The following is a 20939-nucleotide window of genomic DNA, read 5'->3' as shown; positions in this document are numbered from 1 at the left end:
AATGAAAACAATTATGCGGTTCATAAAACCGTATAAATGGCTAAGCTTTGTTACATTACTTGTTATGTTTTTAGATGTTGCGGGCGGCTTGTTAATTCCGACCATCACAGCGGATATGATAAACGCTGGTATAAACGGTGAAAATATGGATTATCTGATCCGCAGCGGAATACTTATGCTAATCGTAACCGTCATTACCAGCTTGGGAGCACTGCTGGGGAGCTATTTTGCCGCAGACCTTTCTTCTAAAATTGGTCGGGATATGCGGAACGCACTTTATGACAAGTCGCTTGCCTTTTCCTCTTATGACTTTGAACAGTTTGGAACCGGCTCTATGATTACCCGCACACTGAACGATGTAAATGTCGTTCAACAGGGCGTTGTATGGTTTATCCAAATGGTACTGCCTGTTCCCGCAGTCTGTATTATGGGAATTGTTATGGCGTTTTCGATTGATACCATGATGGGCTTCCTGCTGGTGGGGGCGACCGTTTTCATTTTGCTTCTGGCAATCTTTGTCACTCGAAAAGCCTCGTGGATTTTTGACAAGCTGCAAAAATTTCTTGATCGGATGAATATTGTTCTTCGGGAAAATGTTACGGGTGTTCGTGTTATCCGCGCTTTTAACAAAGAAAAGTATGAAGAAAAGCGCATGAGGAAATCTTTTGAGGATTACGCGGAGGCAGCAATCAGCGCAAACCGTCTGTTCGCTGGCTTAGAGAGTATTGCCCTGTTTGCAATCAATCTGATAATTGTCGTCATTCTTTGGCTGGGCGGGAACCGGATCGGCGCGGGATTTATGGAAATTGGCGATATTACCGCCCTGACACAATATGCTATGATGATCCTTTTTTACATCATTATGGCCCAAATGGTGATGATTTTAATACCCCGTGCTATGATTTGTGTTCGGAGAATTTCAGATGTACTGCATCTTACGCCGGAGATTCAAGATGGGATTGCGTCTGTTGACAATAGCCCAAAACAAATAAAAGACGTGATACGGTTCAATAACGCAGGTTTCCGCTTCGCAGACGCAGACGAGAACACCTTAGAGAACTTGGATTTTACTTGCAAAAGAGGGGAAACGACTGCGATTATCGGCAGCACTGGCAGCGGGAAATCTACGATTGCAAAATTGATTTTACGGTTTCACGATGTTACTTCCGGTTCTGTCCTTCTGAATGGCAAGGACATTCGGAACATGACGCAGAAGGAATTAAGGGATCACATTTCTTATGTGCCGCAAAAGACATGGCTGTTTTCCGGTACGATTGCCGATAATCTACGGCACGGAAATGACCGGGCAACAGAACTACAGATGAAACATGCTTTATCGGTTGCACAATCCGAATTTGTTTATGATCTCCCCGATGGCCTTTACTCCCGCGTATCACAGGGCGGCACAAACTTTTCAGGCGGGCAAAAACAGCGTCTTTCGATTGCGAGGGCGTTGGCAAAGAAAGCTGATCTTTATATTTTTGACGATAGCTTTTCCGCTTTGGACTTTAAGACTGACGCAGCGTTACGGAAAGCCCTTGCAGATGAAGTAAAAGACGCGGCGGTGCTGATTATCGCCCAGCGGATCAGCACAATTATGAATGCAGAGCAGATTATTGTTTTGGAAGAAGGACGGGTTGTTGGGATTGGCAGCCATGATTTCTTAATGCAGACTTGCCCCGTCTATCAGGACATTGCAAAATCTCAAATGAAAGGGGATGTAAACCATGAGTGAGAACAACAATGCAGAAATTTTCGCAGATGAAATGGACTTTGAAACGCCGGACCATGCATGGCAAACAGTAAAAAGGTTGTGGCGTTCCGCGAGCGAGCAGCATAAGCGGTTAGCAGTTGTACTTGCGTCGGTAGTCCTTTATACCTTTCTCTCTATTATTGCTCCTCTGTATAGCGCGCATATTGTAGATCTGCTTTGGAACAGCATTAAAGAAACCATTACAACCGGCGCAGCATTTCAAGTTACATGGGCGACGGGTGGCCGGGATATTGTTTTCTTGTTGCTGATCTATCTGGCGACGGCATTGTTTTACACGCTTCAATCATTCCTTATGTCCAGCTTTGCGGAAGACCTTAATCTGCGGCTGCGAACAGAAATCAGCGAAAAGCTAAACCGGCTTCCCCTCTCTTTCTTTGACCGCACGAAAACAGGGGCAATTCTTAGCCGGACAGTGAATGACTTAGATAAAACATCGGAAGCCCTGCAAACAGGAATGTTAAAACTGTTTACAGCCGTCGGAATGGTTGTCGGATCTCTGGTTATGATGTTCCGCTTTAGTATTTTATTGACGCTTGTTTTCCTGGTATTTACAGGAATTGCACTGATAGCTACTAATTTTGTATCTGCAAAAACGCTGAAATCTGCCATGAAACGGCAACAGTGTGTAAGCAATGTAACCGCACAGGTGGAAGAAGCATACAGTGGGCGAGTTATCATAAAAGCATTTAATCAGGAGGAAAACAGCTCTGAAAATATGCACAAGGCCACGGAAGAACTGGCCGAGGCTACCAAAAAAGCGGACTTTATGATAAATGCAATCAATCCGGTAATCCGCCTGATTAACCGTTTTGGTCAAGTGCTGATAGCGGTACTGGCAGGGAAAATGCTGTTGGAAGGAAGATTGACCGTTGGTGTATTTCAGGCATTTTTCCAATATGCAAATCAGGCTTCGGAGCCGCTTACGGAAGCAGCCTACATGGTGAATAGTATGCAATCTGCTTTAGCCTCTCTGGAACGAATTTATAAGTTGCTGGACGAGGAAGAACTTTCGTCGGAACCTGCTCTACCCTCTGTTGTAGATCAGGCGAAAGGAACTGTAGAATTTCAGAATGTCCGGTTTGGATACACGCCTGATAAAATCTTAATGCACAATATCAACTTTTCTGTAAAGCCGGGACAAAAAGTTGCAATCGTCGGCAGCACGGGAGCCGGAAAGACAACGCTTATCAATCTGCTTATGAGGTTTTACGAATTAAACGGCGGAAAAATCACTTTAGACGGAACCAACATAAAGGATATGACCCGTTCTAATTTGAGAAGTAATTTTGGAATGGTATTGCAAGACACATGGTTGTTTGGCGGCACGATAGCGGAAAATATCGCTTACAGCAAGCCGGATGCTACCCGTGAAGAAATTGTAGCGGCGGCAAAAGCGGCCAGAGTAGATTTTTTTGTACGCACTATGTCACACGGATATGATACAGTTTTAAGTAACGACGCGGAAAATATATCTATCGGTCAGAGGCAGCTTCTAACCATAGCTAGAGTTTTTCTTTGCGATCCGGCGGTTATCATTTTGGACGAAGCAACTTCCAGCGTCGATACACGAACAGAAATTGAGATCGGCAAAGCGATGAAAGACCTGATGAAGAATAGAACGAGCTTTGTAATCGCTCACAGGCTTTCAACTATTATAGACGCTGATTTGATCCTATTCATGCAAAACGGAAATATTGTTGAGCAAGGGACGCATGAAACCTTGTTAAAGGCAAAAGGCGCTTATGCTGATTTATATTATAGCCAGTTTGCATAATGCCTTTGTCACGCAGCAGATAATGTTATGATTGTAGGTGTTCGGCAAGATAATATTTACTGCTTTGATCCCGATGGCAATTTAGTAAGAGAGATTCCGAAGGAAGCAATGCTTGTATGATAAAACAAAGAAGGAACCTGGATCCATCCTTCGATTGAATCCAGGTTCCTTCTTTTATTTACTCCGTTTACAAAGATTGTGTAAAGAGACGATATAAAAATACAGCTTTTTCAAATCAGTTATATACAGATTCCTCTCCATACATTTTAAAACGTAAGTCTTTGTCGTCCAACTCAAATCCCTGTTCCGTTGCCTGATTGTAGTAGTCTGCGACCAGCGCATAGACTTCCGGACAGTACTCCTTCAAACTCTGTTCCATTTCAGATGACAGCAGTGAAATATCATGATCGTCTATGGTGCTCATAGCCTCTTCCAGTTCGTCTTCTGATACGATGTGGGTAGGATAGTCGCTGTTTTCTTTTTTCTGCCAGCTGCCCAGCAGGACTTCAATATAATTGAGGGATTCCAGAACATCCTCAGAGGAAGGCTGATAAGCTTTCAATTCCCACAGCGGGGGGATATCGACCCCAACCAAATAACTTTCGCAAAAATCCTGAGCTTCACTGCCCAAGAGATCCATTGCCGCAGTGAGGGCGGTATAACGGTCCTCAAAGGAGCTTTCTTTTAAACAGTAGTGCAGCAAGGAGTCGGGTTCATTGCCCAATTCCAGAGATAGGTTTTCAAATGCCTGCACGATAAGGGGAGCGGTTGTGTAGTGCAAGAATTCACTCATGGCCTCCGATGTGATCTGATTTTCATCCATAGGGGCAAAGTTGTAGGAGAAGGGATCCTTTAACCGCATGTACAAATACTGGTCGAAGGTAAGAGCCATCTGACGATTGACGTCAACGCCAAGCTGTGTCTTCAAAGTTTCCGGCAAGGCGTCTGTCGCCAGGTTCTCGTAGTAGGTGGCAAGGCCTTCGTTTAGCCATAGATTAGGCGCGGCATGGACGTTGGCATAAGGTGCGGCATTGTCGTAAAATGCATGGAACATGCGGTGGGATAACAATTGCCAATCCCGGAGCAAGTCGGGATCAAAGGAGGCTGCTACTGTGCCTGTCCCGGCGCCGCCCATGATCTTCTCACCGGAAGAGTCAGAGGGGAGCAATACGATGTTGTAGGAAGAAGGCTTACTTCCGAACAAATCGGTATAATAGGCAAACAGACTGTCAAAGCCGTCGGAATTTTCCACTGCCTGCCCAGGGAGGGTGTAGATCGTTAACCCGGTATCCGGATTTTGTTCCTCGTCGAATTGGCCGAATACAAATGCATTCTTGGAGATTTTATAAATGTCCATCCACTGAGGATTTTCAATTTGTTCAAAGGGGATGATCTTCTTCCAGTCTTCCGGGAATTGGAAGTTCATATCGATCTGCTTTACAGAATTCTCAACGCCTTCTTCGTCGAACACATAGAATTCAGCAGGCAGTAAAAAGACCTGATCACCGTCAAACACAATGTAATCGTCGGTAATGGCGCCGCGGTTACCGTGTTTGGCCGACACGGAGACACTGACATCGTAGTCGATGCTCACCGAACCGCCCCGGGAGACGGGGATAGCGGCAATGTCGTTGGATACAACGGGAGTTTCATTTTTCCCAGAAGAGTCGGTGCAAGAACGGAGGCTGATATTTTTGTTGCCTAAATAGACGTAAACCTCCTGTTTTTTGCAAAGCCACGGCATGGAGATCGTCATATTGACGTTGAGTGTCTGGGGATCGTCTTCCGATACCGAGACATTGTACCGAAAGCTGGGAGGGATGTCCACCACGAAAAAGCAGACGGCAAAGGCGGCGATTAGGACGGCCAAAGGAATTGCGATGGCCAATATTAGTTTTGTATTCTTAGATACCCGCATCATTGTCTTGACTCCTTCACTCAGGATAGGTCGATCTCATAGCCGATCTCCTGACGAAGCTCATCCCATTGCTTTGTGACGTCTTCCTCAGTGAGCTTGCGGATAATATTGGGCTGTGTAATATCGTCGATATCCGCCAAACTGGCCCACATAGCATACTGGAGAAGCAGACGGTCGAGAACAGAGGAAAACCCTTTCACTTCATTCTGGATCTCAGTGGTGTTGTAATGGATGCCGCGCTTGGCCACCTCTGCCATGAAGGGCTCCTCATTGAGCAGGTACAGTGCCTCATAAGGGTAATAAGCCCCCTCTTCGATGAACAGGTAGGAATAGAATTCTTCGTCAGCGTCCAAGATATTGAGGATTTGTTCGGCTGGCAGGGCGTCAATGTTGTAATCCCGATAGTTGGGGATCAGCGCACGGCCGGACACATAATTGGTAATGGCCTCATAGTCAGGACCGCAGATTTCCTGAAGGGATTTTTCCACATCGAGAGGTTTGGAGTTGGAACCTTTTTCCACCAATGCCTTGATCAAGCCGTCGGGGATTTCATCCTGCTGCTCGATGGAATAGTTGATGGCGTCAACGAGGAGAGGTGCTTTTACACCCATATAGAATTCCTGCTGGGCGCTGTACATGCTCATCTCATCGGACGGGCTTACAGCAAGCAGTCCTGGTTCTTTTAGCGAAAAGTACAGATATTCCAGATACCGTTCCGGCATAGAGGCAGGGCTGTCGATGCCATATTCATCTTTGATGGTATCCGATAAAATACCCGCTGAAATGCCCACATAGTATTCGGATAATCCGTCATACAGCCAGTTATTGGTTGCGTAACGGAGGTTGCGCGATTTTACCTTGCTGTCAAAGAAGGAATGATAGACCATATTGGATAGGACTTTGAAATCATCCGCCATGCGCAGGTTGATGGAGAGGGCAGAACTGCCGCTCCCGATCCCGCCGACGATGACGCAATCATCGGAAGGGCGATTGCGGAGCAGTACGATGGGGACATCATCCAAAGGCTCGCCGAAGATGGTTGTATAATACTCTAAGAACGTAGTCAAAGCTTCCATAGGATATTCGGAGATGCCGTCTGTAATCCCCTTGTCCACAAACACCATGGTGTCCTGGAAGTTCTGATTTTGCTCGAATTGTCCAAAACAAAAAGCGGATTTGCTGATGCTGTTGAAGAAATCCCAGTCGGGCTTGTTTTTCGTAAAGGAACGCTGTTCGTCAAGCGGCTTCTGGTACGGCAGAATCGACTGCCAGTCTTCAGGATAATGGAATTCAAAGGATGCACGGGTCACATAGTTGCCCATGGAGTCAAGAACGTCCGGATCAACGTAAGGAGTAAGCAAGGCATACTCGCCTGAGAAAGTGACCAAATCTTCAAAAAGGCATCCTTGGATATAGGAGGTATCCTCCCATTCTTCCCCTGTTTTTCCCAGGTAGACGTCGTATTTAAAATGCAGTTTCTTGATGTTTTCATCGATGGGGCCGATCGAAATCAAATCGGTTGTATCGCTGTAAGGGATTTCATTGCCGGCGTCGTCGACGCATTCAAGCCACTGGGCCGTGAGCAAGCCCTTGTAGAGCTCGATGGTACGTTTTTCATTTAGTTTTGCGATGTCCAGCGTGACATCGACATTCATGGATTCGCCACCCGGATTGGTTTCCACCACATAACCGATGGAGTATTTGGATTGGTCTGCTTGATTGTTACCCCCAATCCAGATCACAAGGACAACGGCTACAGCAACTAGCAAGCAAACGGAAAGGATGATAAAAAACTTCTTGGAAAATCTTTTATCATGCTTTTCTTTTTTCGGCGGCTTCTTTTGGCGGACTTTTGACAAATTACTCATCTCGTTTCTATGTTATAGTCAGTTGCTATATTGCAAATTTAAACCTTGGACCCGGCTCAGGTTGTGTTTGGATACGAGATTCTAGAGGGTTAGCCATGCCTTCAGGTTTTGCCAGGACAATAGTTAAAAAAGGAGGGGGAAACTTTTTCGACGTATGAAAAAGCTTCCCCCTTAGCTTTAAGCGATAATATCCTCAGCGGATCAGTGACAAGGGATCAATTAGCCGACTAAGATCGCTTCAGAGATCGGAGCCTGTGTATCAGCGGCCCAGAAGAAGACGTTCATCTTAGCAGCGTCCTGAGGAACTGCGAAGTCGGACAAGGCACAGTCGATTGCACCGGTTTCGTCGACATCCACAGCCACAGACTGGACGTTCAGCAAAGCGCCGTTGTCGCCGTAGGCAGCGGCCGCGACATTGATCTTGCCTTGATAGGAAGCATCCGCAGCGACCTTGACATCAACGGTCTTGCCCTTGGCGTCGTTGAAGGAGAGTTGCTGGTCGCCTTCATACAATGTGACCGGCGAAGTGGGAGCGATCTCCTCTGTGATGCTCTGCAACGCTTCGATCTCCAGGATTCGGATGGCCTTATAGGCGGAATCGAATCCATTGCCTTCCGGAGTGCTGCCGGCGTTGGGGGTGATGACGTAGATCTTCACATAACGGGCCTCGACTGTCTCGCCGAAGTCGATGGTTGTGATCGGATCTTTGTTGGCACGGATTTCAGTGGTGGTCCAGTTCTCACCATCAACGCTGTACATGACATCAAAGTCATAGGTGGCGATGAGGGGATTCTCGTCGTAAGCCTGCGAGGGATGGGAATTGGCGTGGAAGACTTTGATCTTATCAAAGCTCTTGACTTCGCCCATATCCAACACAGCCCAGTGCGGGCAGGGTCCGGGATCCTCATTGGCAGTGACGACATCCCATTTTGTTCCATAATTGCCATCGACCAGTTTCTTGGCCGAATCATTGGTGGAAGTCTCTTCCACTACTTTAGCGCCCTGCATTAGGTTGATGTAAGTATTTACTTCAGCCGAGACGGTTTTACCCATGGTTCCGTCGCTGTCGTAAACGGTGACTTCACACTTATAAGCTTCGGCTTCACGTGCTTCGTCGTTTGTCTGGACGAGAGTCTTGGATGTTTGGCCTTCAATTTCGACATACTCGTCGTCAATCAGCTTGTACCACTTGAACTGGGTATCGCCTTCGGTCTTGGTGCCGGGGCTGGTGTCGTTGATGGAATTGTAGTAATCGTAATGGGCGGTAAACTCCATCTGGTTGCCCGGGATAGGAGTGGCCGAAATTTCGAGGTTCTTTGCCGTGGAGATGGGCGAATCGATCTCAACCGAGACGGTTTCACCCTTGGTTCCATCGCTGTCGTAAACGGTGATATCGCAGCGGTAGGAAGTGACAAGGTTGATATCGCCCAAAGGCTGGGTAAGCTCTTTGGAAGTTGCGCCCGGGATAGAAGCATATACGTCGCCGTAAGCGTCGGTGAACTTCTTATACCACTTGAACTGGGTATCGCCTTCGGTCTTGGTGCCAGGATTGGTATCGTTGGCCTGGTTGTAGTAGTCGTAAGAAACAGCCAAATCGATCTGGTTGTTGTCGTTGGCCGACATAGCGATGTTGGCATTGTTGGCGGTGGATACCGGGGCGGGTTCCGAGAAGCTGGTATTGACGCCCATCACCTTGAATTCATAGAGACGTACGGCGTTTGTCCACGGGGTAGCCTCCGGCTTGGTGACGGTGAGGCGGATCCAACGGGCATCCACAGTGTTCTCCAGGGTGTGGGAGGTGGTGGAATCCTTGTTGTTGTCGACGTCGACGACCTTTGTCCAAGTGCCGTCGGTGCCATTGGTGCTGTCGGCGCTGTACTCAATGTAGTATGCACCGGTGTTGGCGCTGGCTTGTTCGCCGCCCGCTCCAGCATGATACAGGTCAAAACGTGAAACCTCAACCGTTTTACCTGCTTCGCCGGTCAGGTCGATGCGCAGCCAAGCGGGATTGCTGGAGCTGATGCCGGTCTGGCACCACTTAGAGGATAGGCTGCCGTCCACAGCTTTTGAACCAGCTTCATTGGCATTGGTCTGGCCGCTGACGGTAACTCTATTGCTGCCCTGAGCATAGTTGATGTACTGAGGTGCGATGGCGTTGGAAGCCTTGGAAGGTTCAGACAGATTGCTGGCCTTGCCGATGGCGACCACTTTGTAGTACAACTGGCCTTTTCCAGCGATGGCGTCAGCGCCTAAAATGCTGGGGGAGGTATGGGTATAGCTCAAACCGCCCTGTTCGGCTAGGAGGTTGGACTGGTCAGGTACGAAGTCGGGGGAGGTGCCGTAATGGATTCTGTATTTGACTGCGTTTTCAGCCTTATCCCAGGTGATGACGAAGTTGCTGTAAGGAGGATTGGTTCCAGGTTCATAACTGGCGACCACGTTCTGAGGAGCGTCGGGAGTAGGAGCCTCGAAGGACCAATCGTCATCCTTGGAAGAATCGTACACCTTGCCGTAACCTTCCACAGGATCGGCCAGAGTGATGGCGGCGATCTTCATATTGGCATTGTCGGGCAGGGTGATGCTCTTTACGGTCTTGGCATCGTCGATATCGATGCTGTAAACGAACATATAGTTGTAGCATTCCATCATGATGGCGGTATAGCCGTTGTTGCCGGTGGTACCGTGGGTCTGATGATAATGGCTGTTGAAGTGGGCGATGGAGTCATAAACATAGGGTTCATTGTCGATCCAAGCCTCACGGTCCCATCCGGAGAGATCGGATTGCCAGTTGCTAAACTTAATGTTCTGGGAGGTGGTGGAATCGTCTTCGTTGTAGGCGATGGTGAAATCGCCGGAAGCCGGAGCCTTGTCATCGCCGGTTGCGAAACCTACGATGTAGACCTTACCGTAGTTGTCGGTTGCATTAACGTCGAGGGTGGAGCCGTTGCCGGACATAACGTTATTGGCATCCTTGGGACCCATATTGAAGTTGATGCCCTGATAATCGATGCCGTCAGCAGGCCACTGGATCTCAGGCATGGATTTACCGGGATTCTCAGAGGTTCCCTCGCCGTCGATGTAATAATCGGTACGGTTGGATTTGGAGGATGTAGCACGCTGGTCATAGGAGAGAGCCACATTCTCCTGCGGGATGGTCAGAGCTTCCAGATCGGAGGATTCCAACTTGGCTTCGATGGTCAAGATCTCGAATTTACCGATATCAAAGGTGATCTTGTTGCCATCGATCTTCAGATCTTTTAACTCATAGTCATCGTAATCGTAGTCATGCTCGATCAGATTGACTTCTTTTGCGCTCTTGATGTTGCCGGGCAGGGTGATGGTGACATCGCCGGTATCTCTGCCGCTGGACTCGTAGACACGTACCACGACGGTATCGTTATCGTCGGGAGTATCGTACTGGTTTTTCAGGGCGCTGATGATGACGTTGGATTTGTCAGAGCTTGCAAAGGATTCGGAAGAACCCAGTCCATTGCTGGCACCCTTAGGAGCCTCAAAAGCGGTCATCGGGTAGTTGAGTTCCTGGGCCTCGTTTACCGTTTCAGAATCTTCCCAGCTGCCGCTGTGGGGATAGATGGAGTAGTTGAATTCATGTGTGCCGCTGTCCACAACGTAGGAAGTGTAGGGGGTCCAGGTAGAGCTGTGGGAGCTGGAGGGGCCGGAAGGAGCCCAGGACTGCGCTCTGGGGGTACGGGCTACGGTGATGCGCGAACGCACAAAGGTAGTACCGCCGAGAGTTCTGCGCAGGGAATCGAAACCATATTTGGCGTCGTTGAGAAGGCTTACGCCGTACTCGCCGCTCTCATCGGTGACGTCCATCCACTTGTGGCCGGGCACTTCGTAACGGGCCTTTTCAAAGTCGTTGAGGCGGTCGGTGGGACGCTCAACTGCACCATAAGAAGTCTCATAGGTTGCCACGTCGGTGTCGGCCAGGATGGGGAAGGACACCTTGAGCAGACGTTTCTGCTGATACCAATCGGCAGACAGATGTACATCCACACGGTCGCTGTCAGCATACAACGTCATATCCTGTGCAATCTCAGAGCCGCTCCACTCCTTGACAACGCGCACAGTGACCTTTTCCGGTGTGTTTTCAATGATCGAGATGGATTTGGGAGCGCCGTCCACAATCCAATCGGGTTCTTTGTTCATCTCCGAAGCGTTCAGTTCCCAAACGTCGAAGTTCTGGGGAGGACGGACTTCCGTATCCTTGTACACATGCAGCTCTGCACCTTCGGTGCCGACGTTTTGTGCAAAAGCTTCGCGCCAGGAATCGCCGTCCCTGTACTGCAGGCTGGAGATATAGCCGGTTTCCGGATTGATCTTCATCTTGAGATAATTGTTCTCAAAAGTCAGATTTTCTTCATCCACTTTGAGGGGGGTGGTACGGGAAGCAGCATCTTCCTCTCTCACGTCGAACACTTTGTAGCCAATGGCAGGAACGTCGGTAGCCATAAAGGTGACGTCCAGTGTGTTCTTTTCCTCATCGCGGTCGATGTTGGTGGGATAAATGGGGGTTTCATCGTCGTAGACCACTACACTGCTGGGCGGAGTATCGTCGTATTGAAGCTCTACGGTTACTTCGCCGTCGCGGGCCCAGGAAAGGTCGTTGTAAACGAATACCGGTTTGCCGGATACATCGGTGTCGGCGCGATAAGCCAGCGCACCCAGAGCATTGTCGCGCACGCCGTTAAACAGATTGGCAGCCAGTTCTTCCTGGTTGAATGTCACGTAGTACTGATAGGCCAAAGCCGAGCCGGGCAGTACGTCGTGCATTTGGTTGAGCAGCACTTTTTCCCAACCATCTTCGATCCGTTCCGAACCGTTGTTGGGAGTTGAATTGGTGTAGAAGCCGACGGTAGCGGCTTTTTCAGCGCTTTCGCCCAAGATTTCGTTGTCACGGTTGTACTTCTTCATGCGTGCCCATGTGGTGTATGTACCGCGGTGATATTCCAGGTACATTTCACCTTCATAAGTGCGCAGATTGCTCAAATCTTCATTTGCAACAATGTCGTCAAAGTATTCTGTGACAGTGCTCATTTTGACGTCGGCTACAGTGCCTTTGTCGACAGTGTCTACATAGCCGTAACTGTCGCCGCCGGTACCGGCCAGGCCCTGACCCATATCGCCGCCGCCGAAGAAAGCCATAGCCCTCTTGACACCGGTTTCCTTACCTTCCTGCCAGTTCTGGTCGAAGATCTTCTGAACAGCGCTGGCAGTGTCTGTATTGTTGTAATCGTTGTAGAGCAGGTAAGAAAGAACGGAGGTCTCGCCATCGATGGCGCGCCAGTTCAGAAGGTCGGAGTCACGGCCTCTGTTGGCGTCGTTTTTGCTTCTGTAAGAATCGCTGGAGCCGCCTTGGCCGGTGGTTTCATTCCAGTTGATCTTACTTGTTACAAAGTACGGCATGCCAGATTTGTAAAGGATCTGAGGCATCTGGCCGGAGAATCCGAATACGTCAGGAACCATACCGGCTGTCGGTACGTTTTCTTCGCCGAACTCTTCCTCAAAGAAGTGCTGGGCGTAGAGGCTCTGACGGACTAAGGCTTCGCCGTTGGGGATATTGAGGTCAGGCTCGACTACCTGGCCGCCGGTGATATCCCACTGTCCGTTTTCGATTAAGGTCTTGAGTCTTTCCCAATACCGTTGGCTTTCGATAGGGTTGTCCTCATTGTAGTAATCCTTAATCCACTGATAGTGTGCTGATGCAGAGGTTGTAAACTTATAGTCCGGATTGCTTTCCAGGGCGGAAAGCTGATTCTTATACATGACCCTTAAGTAGTTGTCGGCTGTGTGCTGATACGGCCACTGCCATGCGGTGTCAAGATGGGTGTTGGGGACCATGTAAAGCTGGAAGCTTGAATCAAGTTCAGCAGTTGCTGAAGCATTGATTCCCAATGCCGGTACTAGCATCATCACGGAAAGAACGAGTGCTATCAGACACTGGAATTTTCTTCTCTTCAATGTACTCTCCTCTTTTCTGACAAAAATTCGCAGGGGACTTCTTTTTGCTCTTCAGATGAGTTGGTTCTTTTATTTGCAGAAAATGGATCTTAAGCGGATTGGGCATTCCGCTGTACGTTCCTTCTTCACCTCCTGTATTTTGTTAAATATATTTACGGTACTTTTTTGAAAGCGTACCGTAAAAAACAATCCAATCAGACGGCTGAAGAATGTCTCCTTTTTCATTTAGACATTTCGCCGGTTATGAGGATCCCCATACGTTTCCTTACATTTAGATAATCACATAAAAAATAGCTGCAAATGAAGCCATTTCCCTCCACCGAAAGGCAGAGATCCACTTTCCTCAAAACAATGGCTGTCCTTTTGCAGCAAGTTGTGGGAGCATACGCTACCTATTTCTCTTTCAATAAAAATAAATATATTTTTAATTTGTGTGGAGGAGTTGTGAAAACAAAAGGATATCGTATTTACTAGATGGGTGTCAACTAGGCTGCGAAAAATGCCGGCTCTTTATGCATTCGTATACATAAAATCTGAATTATAGGAATTAACACACACTATTATAATATAGTTTTTTAAAATTAAAACCGTAAAATCTTTTACATTTCTGTACTATATTTAGATTTTCGACAATTTCGAAATATTAAATTCAATTAATTTACCGAAAAATACTTTTTAATTTGAGTTAAAATTTGTGAATACATACTAATGAATCGAGAGAAGGGTATCAGTTTCGGTTAAAAATGCGCTGTTATGTATTAAAATTCATTACTAAATCTAAATTTGGATTTTAATTCTAGTGAAGAGAGAATGATGTTGGTAAAATAACTGATCTGGAATGCAGAAGGAATGTGAAGCTGCGGATTTGGATCTGAAAAATTTCTATTGAGAGATCCCCGGCCTGCTTCTTTCGCAATTGTGTTTATAATTTTAAATCGTTTATTATTTTTTAACTTGTTATATGCTTTTAAAGTATAGAAAATATACAAATATTCGACTAAATATTCTGAGTTTTTATTTTCTGTATTAATTTGTTTTGTGATACAATTAAATTGTGTGAAGTGATTGAAAAGATTAACATTTAGTAGAAAGATTATTTGAAATGTAGGAGGAGAAAGAAGATGAAAAAGCCCCAGAAGATCTTGGCGTTTATCCTATCCGCTTCATTGACGGCGGGATGTGCGCTGCCGGGAGCTGCTTTGGCTCAATCGCCTGGCGGGTCCGATGCAACCGATCCAGCGCCTTATGCGGGAGAGGACCGGTTATACGCCATCGCTACCTCTCATTTGGATACGGTGTGGAGTTGGCCGCTGGAAGAAACGATCCGCGAGTATCTTCCCAGCACCCTGCGGGATAATTTCCAGCTATTCGAAGAATTCCCTGATTATAAGTTTACATGGGAAGGTGCCTATCGATACCAACTGATAGAGGAGTATTAGCCGGAAGAATTTGAAACTCTGAAGAAGTACATGGATTCCGGCAACTGGAATTTTGGAGGTTCCGGCCTGGAAAACGGAGATGTTAATGTCCCGTCACCGGAAGCCCTTTTCCGCAACTTCCTCTACGGCAACAACTACATAGAAGAAAAATTTGGCGCCGACAAACGTTCCCGGGATGTCTACCTGCCCGATTGTTTTGGATTTGGATATGCTCTGCCGTCCATTGCAGCGCATTCCAATCTGTTGGGATTTTCCACGCAAAAACTCAGCTGGGGGCATTCCTTTGAGAACGGACTGCCTTTCGACATTGGAAATTGGTATGGTCCGGATGGGGAATCTATTGTCGCAAATATCAATCTCAACGGATACGTTTCCGAGGTTGGGACGGTTCGCGGCGACAGCGGCCTTCTAAGCAAACTCAACCAAAATAAGGCCTATGGTTATAGTGCGGCATCTCGATTATTTGGCGTAGGAGATATGGGCGGTGCTTCCGGATGGACGACTGTCTCTAATGTCTTGGGAGAACAAGCCCTCAATGATTCGGAGAAGGTCAAGGTCATCGGCGCCACTACCGACCAGCTCTTCCGGGAAATGACCGAGGAGGAGAGAAGCGGTCTGCCGAGTTACGACGGCGAAATGGTCATGAGGGAACACGGCGTAGGAGGTTATACATCTCGGGCGATCTCCAAGCGTTGGAACCGTCAAAACGAATTGATGGCGGATAACGCTGAGCGTTCCCTGGTGGCTTCCACTTGGTTGGGTGCCACTGAGTATCCCCAGGAGAAGCTAACGGAAGCCTGGACAAGAGTTATTGCACACCAGTTCCACGATGATATCCCTGGTACATCCACTGGAACTGTTTATAACCGCAGTTGGAACGATTATATGTTGTCCATCAAACAATTTGCCGCAGAATATGAGAACGGTGTGGACGGCGTTGCTTCCGAAATGGATACCTCTGTGGAATCCGGTGTGCCGCTGGTGGTCAATAACCCCGTCGCCGCCGACCGCAACGATCTGGTGGAAGCCACTGTCACCATGCCGGAGGATTGCGCTTCTGTCCGCGTCTATGACGCCGACGGCAATGAAGTCGCATCCCAGGTCCTGGTCAAGGACGGCAATCAGTTTGACATTGTCTTTATGGCTAATGTCGGTTCCATGGGCTACCGCACTTACAACGTCCGCCCCGCAGCCACTGCCTGTGATATGGAATCCAACCTGTCGGTCAGCGAAAACAAGCTCTCCAATGAAAAATACGACGTCACCATCGACGAAAACGGTGATATCTCCAGCATCTTTGATAAAGAGCTGGACAAAGAACTGCTCGCTGAACCCATCCGGTTGGCCCTCTTTGACGATACCGAATGGGAATGGCCCGCTTGGGAGTTGAAATACGAAGATTATGCCAAAAAGATGCCCAAAGATACCGTCAAAGACGAAGCTATGGATATCTCGGTTGTAGAAGACGGTCCAGCCCGTGTGGCCATCCGAGTGGTCCGCCAGCACGGTTCTTCCACTTACGACCAGGTTATCAGCCTGACATCCGGCGGTCAGATCGTGGCTGTGGACAACGTTGTGGACTGGGATGAACGTGCTACCTTGCTGAAAGCCGAGTTCAACCTTACTTCCAGCAATCCCACCGCAACTTACGATTTAGGTTTGGGCGCCATCGAGCGCGGCAACAATACGGATCGTAAGGCCGAAGTACCGCTGCAAAAATGGGCCGACTTGTCTGCCACTGATGACAGCTACGGCGTATCCATCCTCAACGACTGCAAATACGGTATGGATAAATACGACGACGATACTCTGCGTCTCACCCTCATCCATACTCCTCAGTATGATATGTTCCATACTGGCGTGCGCAACTACTCCGGCCAGCATGTGCAAGAAGTCGGTGAAAACCGGTTTGGATTCGCTGTCTATGGCCATGAAGGAAACTTCGGTTCCGGCACTCAGATCGAAGCGGAAGCCTTCAACCAGCCGATGAAAGCTTTCCAGACGGTTTCCCATCAGGGTTCCCTGGGCGACGACTACTCCTTCGGTTCCATCAGCAATGAAAACGTCCTGGTACGTGCTGTGAAGAAGGCTGAGAAGAGCGATGAGATCGTCATCCGCGTCAACGAAGGCACCGGCGAAGCCGCTTCCAACGTAGAAGTTTCCCTGGGTGAAGGCATTGAAAGCGCCCGTGAGATCTATGCTTCGGAAGAGGAGATCGGTCCGGCCACAGTCAAGGACGGCAAACTGGTATTTGACATCGGCGCTCACGGCGTCAAGAGTTTCGCCGTTACCCTGAAGGAGCCCACTGAGAAAGCTGACGCCCGTCAGATGACACCGGTGGATCTGCCTTACAACATCGACGCTTACTCCAGTAATGACAACAAGATGGATGGTTCCATCAACGCCCTCAACGAAACCTATCCCTCTGAACTGGTGCCTGATTCTGTTCTGAGCAGCGGCATCACCTATCAGATGGGCAGCAAAGAGGACGGACAGAACAATGCCGTAGCCGCCAAAGGCCAGACCATCACCCTGCCGGAAGGCTACAACACACTGCATCTGTTGGCCGCTTCTACCCAGGGCGATAAGGACGTCACCTTCCACGTAGGCGACAAGGATGTCACCCTCAACATCGGCGATTACAAAGAGAATGTAGGGTGTTGGGATCAGTACGACCTAGGAATTAAGGGCTATGTGAAAGACCAGGATCCGGCCTTGATTGCAACTCACCGTCATACGGCCGGTGTGGACAACATCGCTGCCACTACTTATATGTTCGCTTATGACTTGGATATCTCCGGCGCATCCACCATCACCCTGCCGGATGACGACAGCATCATCATCTTTGCCGCCACTGCAGAAAACGATGCGGCTAAGACAGAAGCTGTCAGCGAACTGTACGACCATCGCGAACGCACCGATGAAGCGCATGGTTTTGCAGGAACCTCTGGCTTTGAACCGGTGGTAGATGAGATGCCGTCCGAATCTTGGTCAGAAAACAACAAAAACATAGACGATCTCAGCTGCATCGTCACAGACGAAGATGCGGCATCAGGAGTCCAATCTTTGAAAGTATCGGGCACCGATAGCAAAGATTCCGATTCCTTTGTGTATTACAATGTCTATAAAGCCGCCCACATGAAAGTGGTGCCCGGCACCATCCTTACCTATCAGTTTAAGCCCTTGAACGAGTTGGGACGTTATGTTTCAATGGATCTGCAATTTAATGAAGGATCCCCGCTTCGGGATATCGAAGGTGCGGTGGATCAAGACGGCGTCCAGATGCATCCGTCCAAAGGCCGTGGGACGGTGGGAGAATGGACTACCGTCACTTGCGATTTATACGCAGCAGCTGGAGGAAAAACCATTACCAACGTCATGGCTGCTTATGATCACGGCTCTGATACAGGTGAATTCTCCGCCCTCATCGATCATGTATTCATCGGGATCCCCGCCGACCGTGCATCTTTGATGTCCGCGATGGAGGAAGTCCAAGCATTGGATATCAGCGTATATTCCGACGACGACGTGAAAGAATTAGCCAGACTGACATCCCTGGCGCAAGACCTGTTAGACGATCCAGAGGCATACGAAGGGGATATCTCCTATGTATCGCAAAATCTTCACAGCCTGCTGGATACCTTAGTAGCCCGCGATGCATTTTCAAACATCGAGGCCGAAGGGTTTGACAGTGCGTTTAAATCGGGAGACGGCGTAAAGAATGAAGGCAGCAACATCGGCTATCTCAACGATGGAGACTGGGTTATCTATCGCAATGTGGACTTTGGATCCAACGGGGCAGAGGCCATCGAACTGTTTTATTCAGGGGAAGTACGCGATACCACAGGGACCATTCAAGTCCGTTTGGACAGCGCTTCCGGTCCGCTTTTAGGGACCATCTCTACGCCGGGAACAGCCGGTTGGAGCAATTATACCCTGACCACCGCCGCCTTGGATGAGAAAGTCACAGGTGTCCACGACGTTTGTCTGTTGTTTGACTGCAGCCGCAATGTGGATTATTTCCGGTTTATTGAAAAGGTGGATAAAGCGCCTTTAACCAGTCTGATTCTCCAGGCTGAGGCTGTGGACCGCAGTAATAAGACCCCAGCAAGCCTTCAGATTCTGGATGAAGCAACTGCCGAAGCCCAAGCTATTGTGGAAAATCCCAATGCTACAGCCAAAGAGATCCTCGATTCCGTAGAGAAGATGAGGAAGGCGTTGGCGAGTTTAGAAACCATCAAGCCGGCATTTGAACGCATGGAAGCGGAGCATTTTGACGATGCGACGACAGAAGGAGATGGCGTCAAAGACGAAGGCAATAATCTGGGATATACCAACAATGGCGATTGGGTCATGTACAAAAACATCGATTTTGCCGATGACTGTGCCGTACAAGTGGAGCTGTTCTACTCTGGTGAAGGCACTGGAGAGGACAGCCGTGTAGAAGTCCGGGCGGATGCCGTAGACGGGCCGTTGCTTGCAACCGTCGCCACGCCGCCTACCGGGACATGGTCCGACTATCGGACTGCTACTGCCGATCTGGAACATATCCCCGAAGGCGTGAAGAACATCTATTTTGTTTTCCGTGGCAGCAAAAACAATATCTGCAACATTGATTATTTCCTTTTCCATCAAGGAGAGGCAAACGATGTGCTTAAAAAGACAGTTCAGCGAGCCGAAAATCAAGACTTGAACGGAAAGACGCCGGATTCCATCGAGCAACTGACCCAGGCTCTCGCCTATGCAAAACAAATCCTTGACGATGAACAAAGTACGTCACAAGATAGGATTGCTGCCAATAACCGTTTGAATCAGGCGATTCTTTCTCTGGAAGTCATCCGGGATCCCTTTGACCGCATCGAGGCTGAGGACTATGATGATGCAACCACGCAAGGTAATGGCGTTGCCATCCAGGGGGATTATATCGGTTATATCAACGACAATGACTGGGTCATGTATCAGAATGTGGATTTCCGTGGGAAACAGGCTGTCCGCCTTGAGATGCGTTATGCTGGAGAAGGTACTGCTGACGACAGTCGTGTAGAAGTCCGCTTGGATTCTGTGGACGGTCCTTTGTTGACCACGATCTCTACACCGCCTACCGGGACATGGTCAGATTGGGAGACTCTTTCGGTTGATCTTCCGGCTTCAGACATCCCGGACGGGATGAGGGATGTGTATCTGGTCTTCCACGGCAGCAAGGAGAGCATCTGCAATGTGGATTACTTCCTGTTCCATGGAAACGACTTGAAAGCTGATCTTGAATCCGTCCTCAATGAGGCGGCGTCCTATGACGCGGCGGATTACACAGAGGAATCGTATGACAGCCTAAACCAGGCGATGGAATCCGCTAAAGCGATCCAGGAAAACCCCGATGCCTCCAACGAACAGTATATAGAAGCCATTACTGCCGTGCAGGAAGCCATTAATTCCCTAGTCGTCAAAAATTATGTCCTATCAGCATCGGCCGATAAGGACGTTTATGAGCCCAATGAGACCATTACCTTGACCATTCAGACGACTGCCGATAGAAGTCGGATTGCACTGCTCAATGAAAATGGACGGTATGTCAGTATCCTTGGAATGAAGTCCACCTATCATCCTGCTGATAATACCAAAACTTGGACGGTAAAAACATCGGTTGCATCTTTGGGCGAGAACCGTCAGTTGACCATCGCCACGGTTGGAGCTTCTGGAAAGATTGTGCAATCGGATACAAAAGTTCAGTTCTCGATCCAGGCGAAACCGTCGGGAGCCAAACTGATTTCCGTATCAGGGGCGGGTACGGCTAAGGTCAATGAACCGTTTACAATCGAAGTGGAGACTACAGCCAATGTAGAACAAATCGGGATCTATAACGAGAGAGGAAACGGGATTACCAAACAATCGGTAGAGACCTGCGTAAATGGCGATGTAAAAACCTTTACAATCACGTTGTCGGTGGGATCGACGGGCAATCGAATCTTTACGATAAAAGCCAAAGACCCGGCAACAGGACGTTATTTGGATGACATGGCGCTGACTTTGCCCATTACCATCACCAAATAATACTTCGGACTTTATAAAAAACAAAAACCGGCCTGTGGTTTTCCACAAGGCCGGTTTTTCTCGTTACAAAGGATCTGTTCTTATGAGGCAGAAGAAACCGGAACCAGGTCATACCAGTTGTTTGTAAATGGGACTG

Annotated in this window: 6 protein-coding genes and 1 pseudogene; 4 read left to right on the top strand and 3 right to left on the bottom strand. The window is 48.5% G+C overall.

The window, feature by feature from the left end; translation table 11 throughout:
- The first annotated feature begins 1 nt into the window (after nt 1).
- Together C12CBH8_RS08400 and C12CBH8_RS08395 are read left to right on the top strand one after the other, a co-directional pair.
- Entirely contained in the window at nt 2-1735 is a 1734-nt protein-coding gene (locus C12CBH8_RS08400; protein WP_215532996.1) for an ABC transporter ATP-binding protein, read from the top strand.
- Nucleotides 1728-3548: an ABC transporter ATP-binding protein gene (locus tag C12CBH8_RS08395; protein ID WP_215532995.1), complete on the top strand. Its 1821-nt coding sequence runs from the start codon at nt 1728-1730 to the stop codon at nt 3546-3548. The genes C12CBH8_RS08400 and C12CBH8_RS08395 overlap by 8 nt, the downstream gene beginning before the upstream one ends.
- 235 nt (nt 3549-3783) lie before the next feature.
- On the opposite strand, the gene C12CBH8_RS08390 is transcribed toward C12CBH8_RS08395, so the two are convergent.
- The 3 genes from C12CBH8_RS08390 to C12CBH8_RS08380 form a co-directional block, all read right to left on the bottom strand.
- The gene (locus tag C12CBH8_RS08390; RefSeq protein WP_215532994.1) at nt 3784-5469 is read right to left on the bottom strand and encodes a M1 aminopeptidase family protein; all 1686 of its coding nucleotides are present in this window, start codon (nt 5467-5469) and stop codon (nt 3784-3786) included.
- Nucleotides 5470-5486: 17 nt separating this feature from the next.
- Nucleotides 5487-7208, bottom strand: a complete 1722-nt coding sequence (locus C12CBH8_RS08385; RefSeq protein ID WP_215532993.1) for a hypothetical protein — start codon at nt 7206-7208, stop codon at nt 5487-5489.
- Nucleotides 7209-7553: 345 nt separating this feature from the next.
- On the bottom strand, nt 7554-13316 hold the full coding sequence (locus tag C12CBH8_RS08380) for a glycoside hydrolase family 38 N-terminal domain-containing protein (RefSeq protein ID WP_215532992.1): 5763 nt from the start codon (nt 13314-13316) through the stop codon (nt 7554-7556).
- A gap of 1121 nt (nt 13317-14437) precedes the next feature.
- Here C12CBH8_RS08380 and C12CBH8_RS11890 point away from each other — a divergent pair.
- A pseudogene (locus C12CBH8_RS11890) lies at nt 14438-15364 on the top strand (glycoside hydrolase family 38 N-terminal domain-containing protein); the annotation flags it as partial.
- Nucleotides 15347-20803, top strand: coding sequence for a carbohydrate-binding protein (locus C12CBH8_RS08370; RefSeq protein ID WP_343063125.1), 5457 nt, complete (start codon nt 15347-15349; stop codon nt 20801-20803). The pseudogene C12CBH8_RS11890 and the gene C12CBH8_RS08370, both read left to right, overlap by 18 nt.
- The last annotated feature ends 136 nt before the right edge of the window (nt 20804-20939 follow it).

Origin of the sequence: Solibaculum mannosilyticum (genome assembly GCF_015140235.1) — a bacterium.
Taxonomy (GTDB): domain Bacteria; phylum Bacillota; class Clostridia; order Oscillospirales; family Acutalibacteraceae; genus Solibaculum; species Solibaculum mannosilyticum.
The sequence above is the reverse complement of the archived record's forward strand: the minus strand, read 5'-3'. Positions and strand labels throughout refer to the sequence as shown.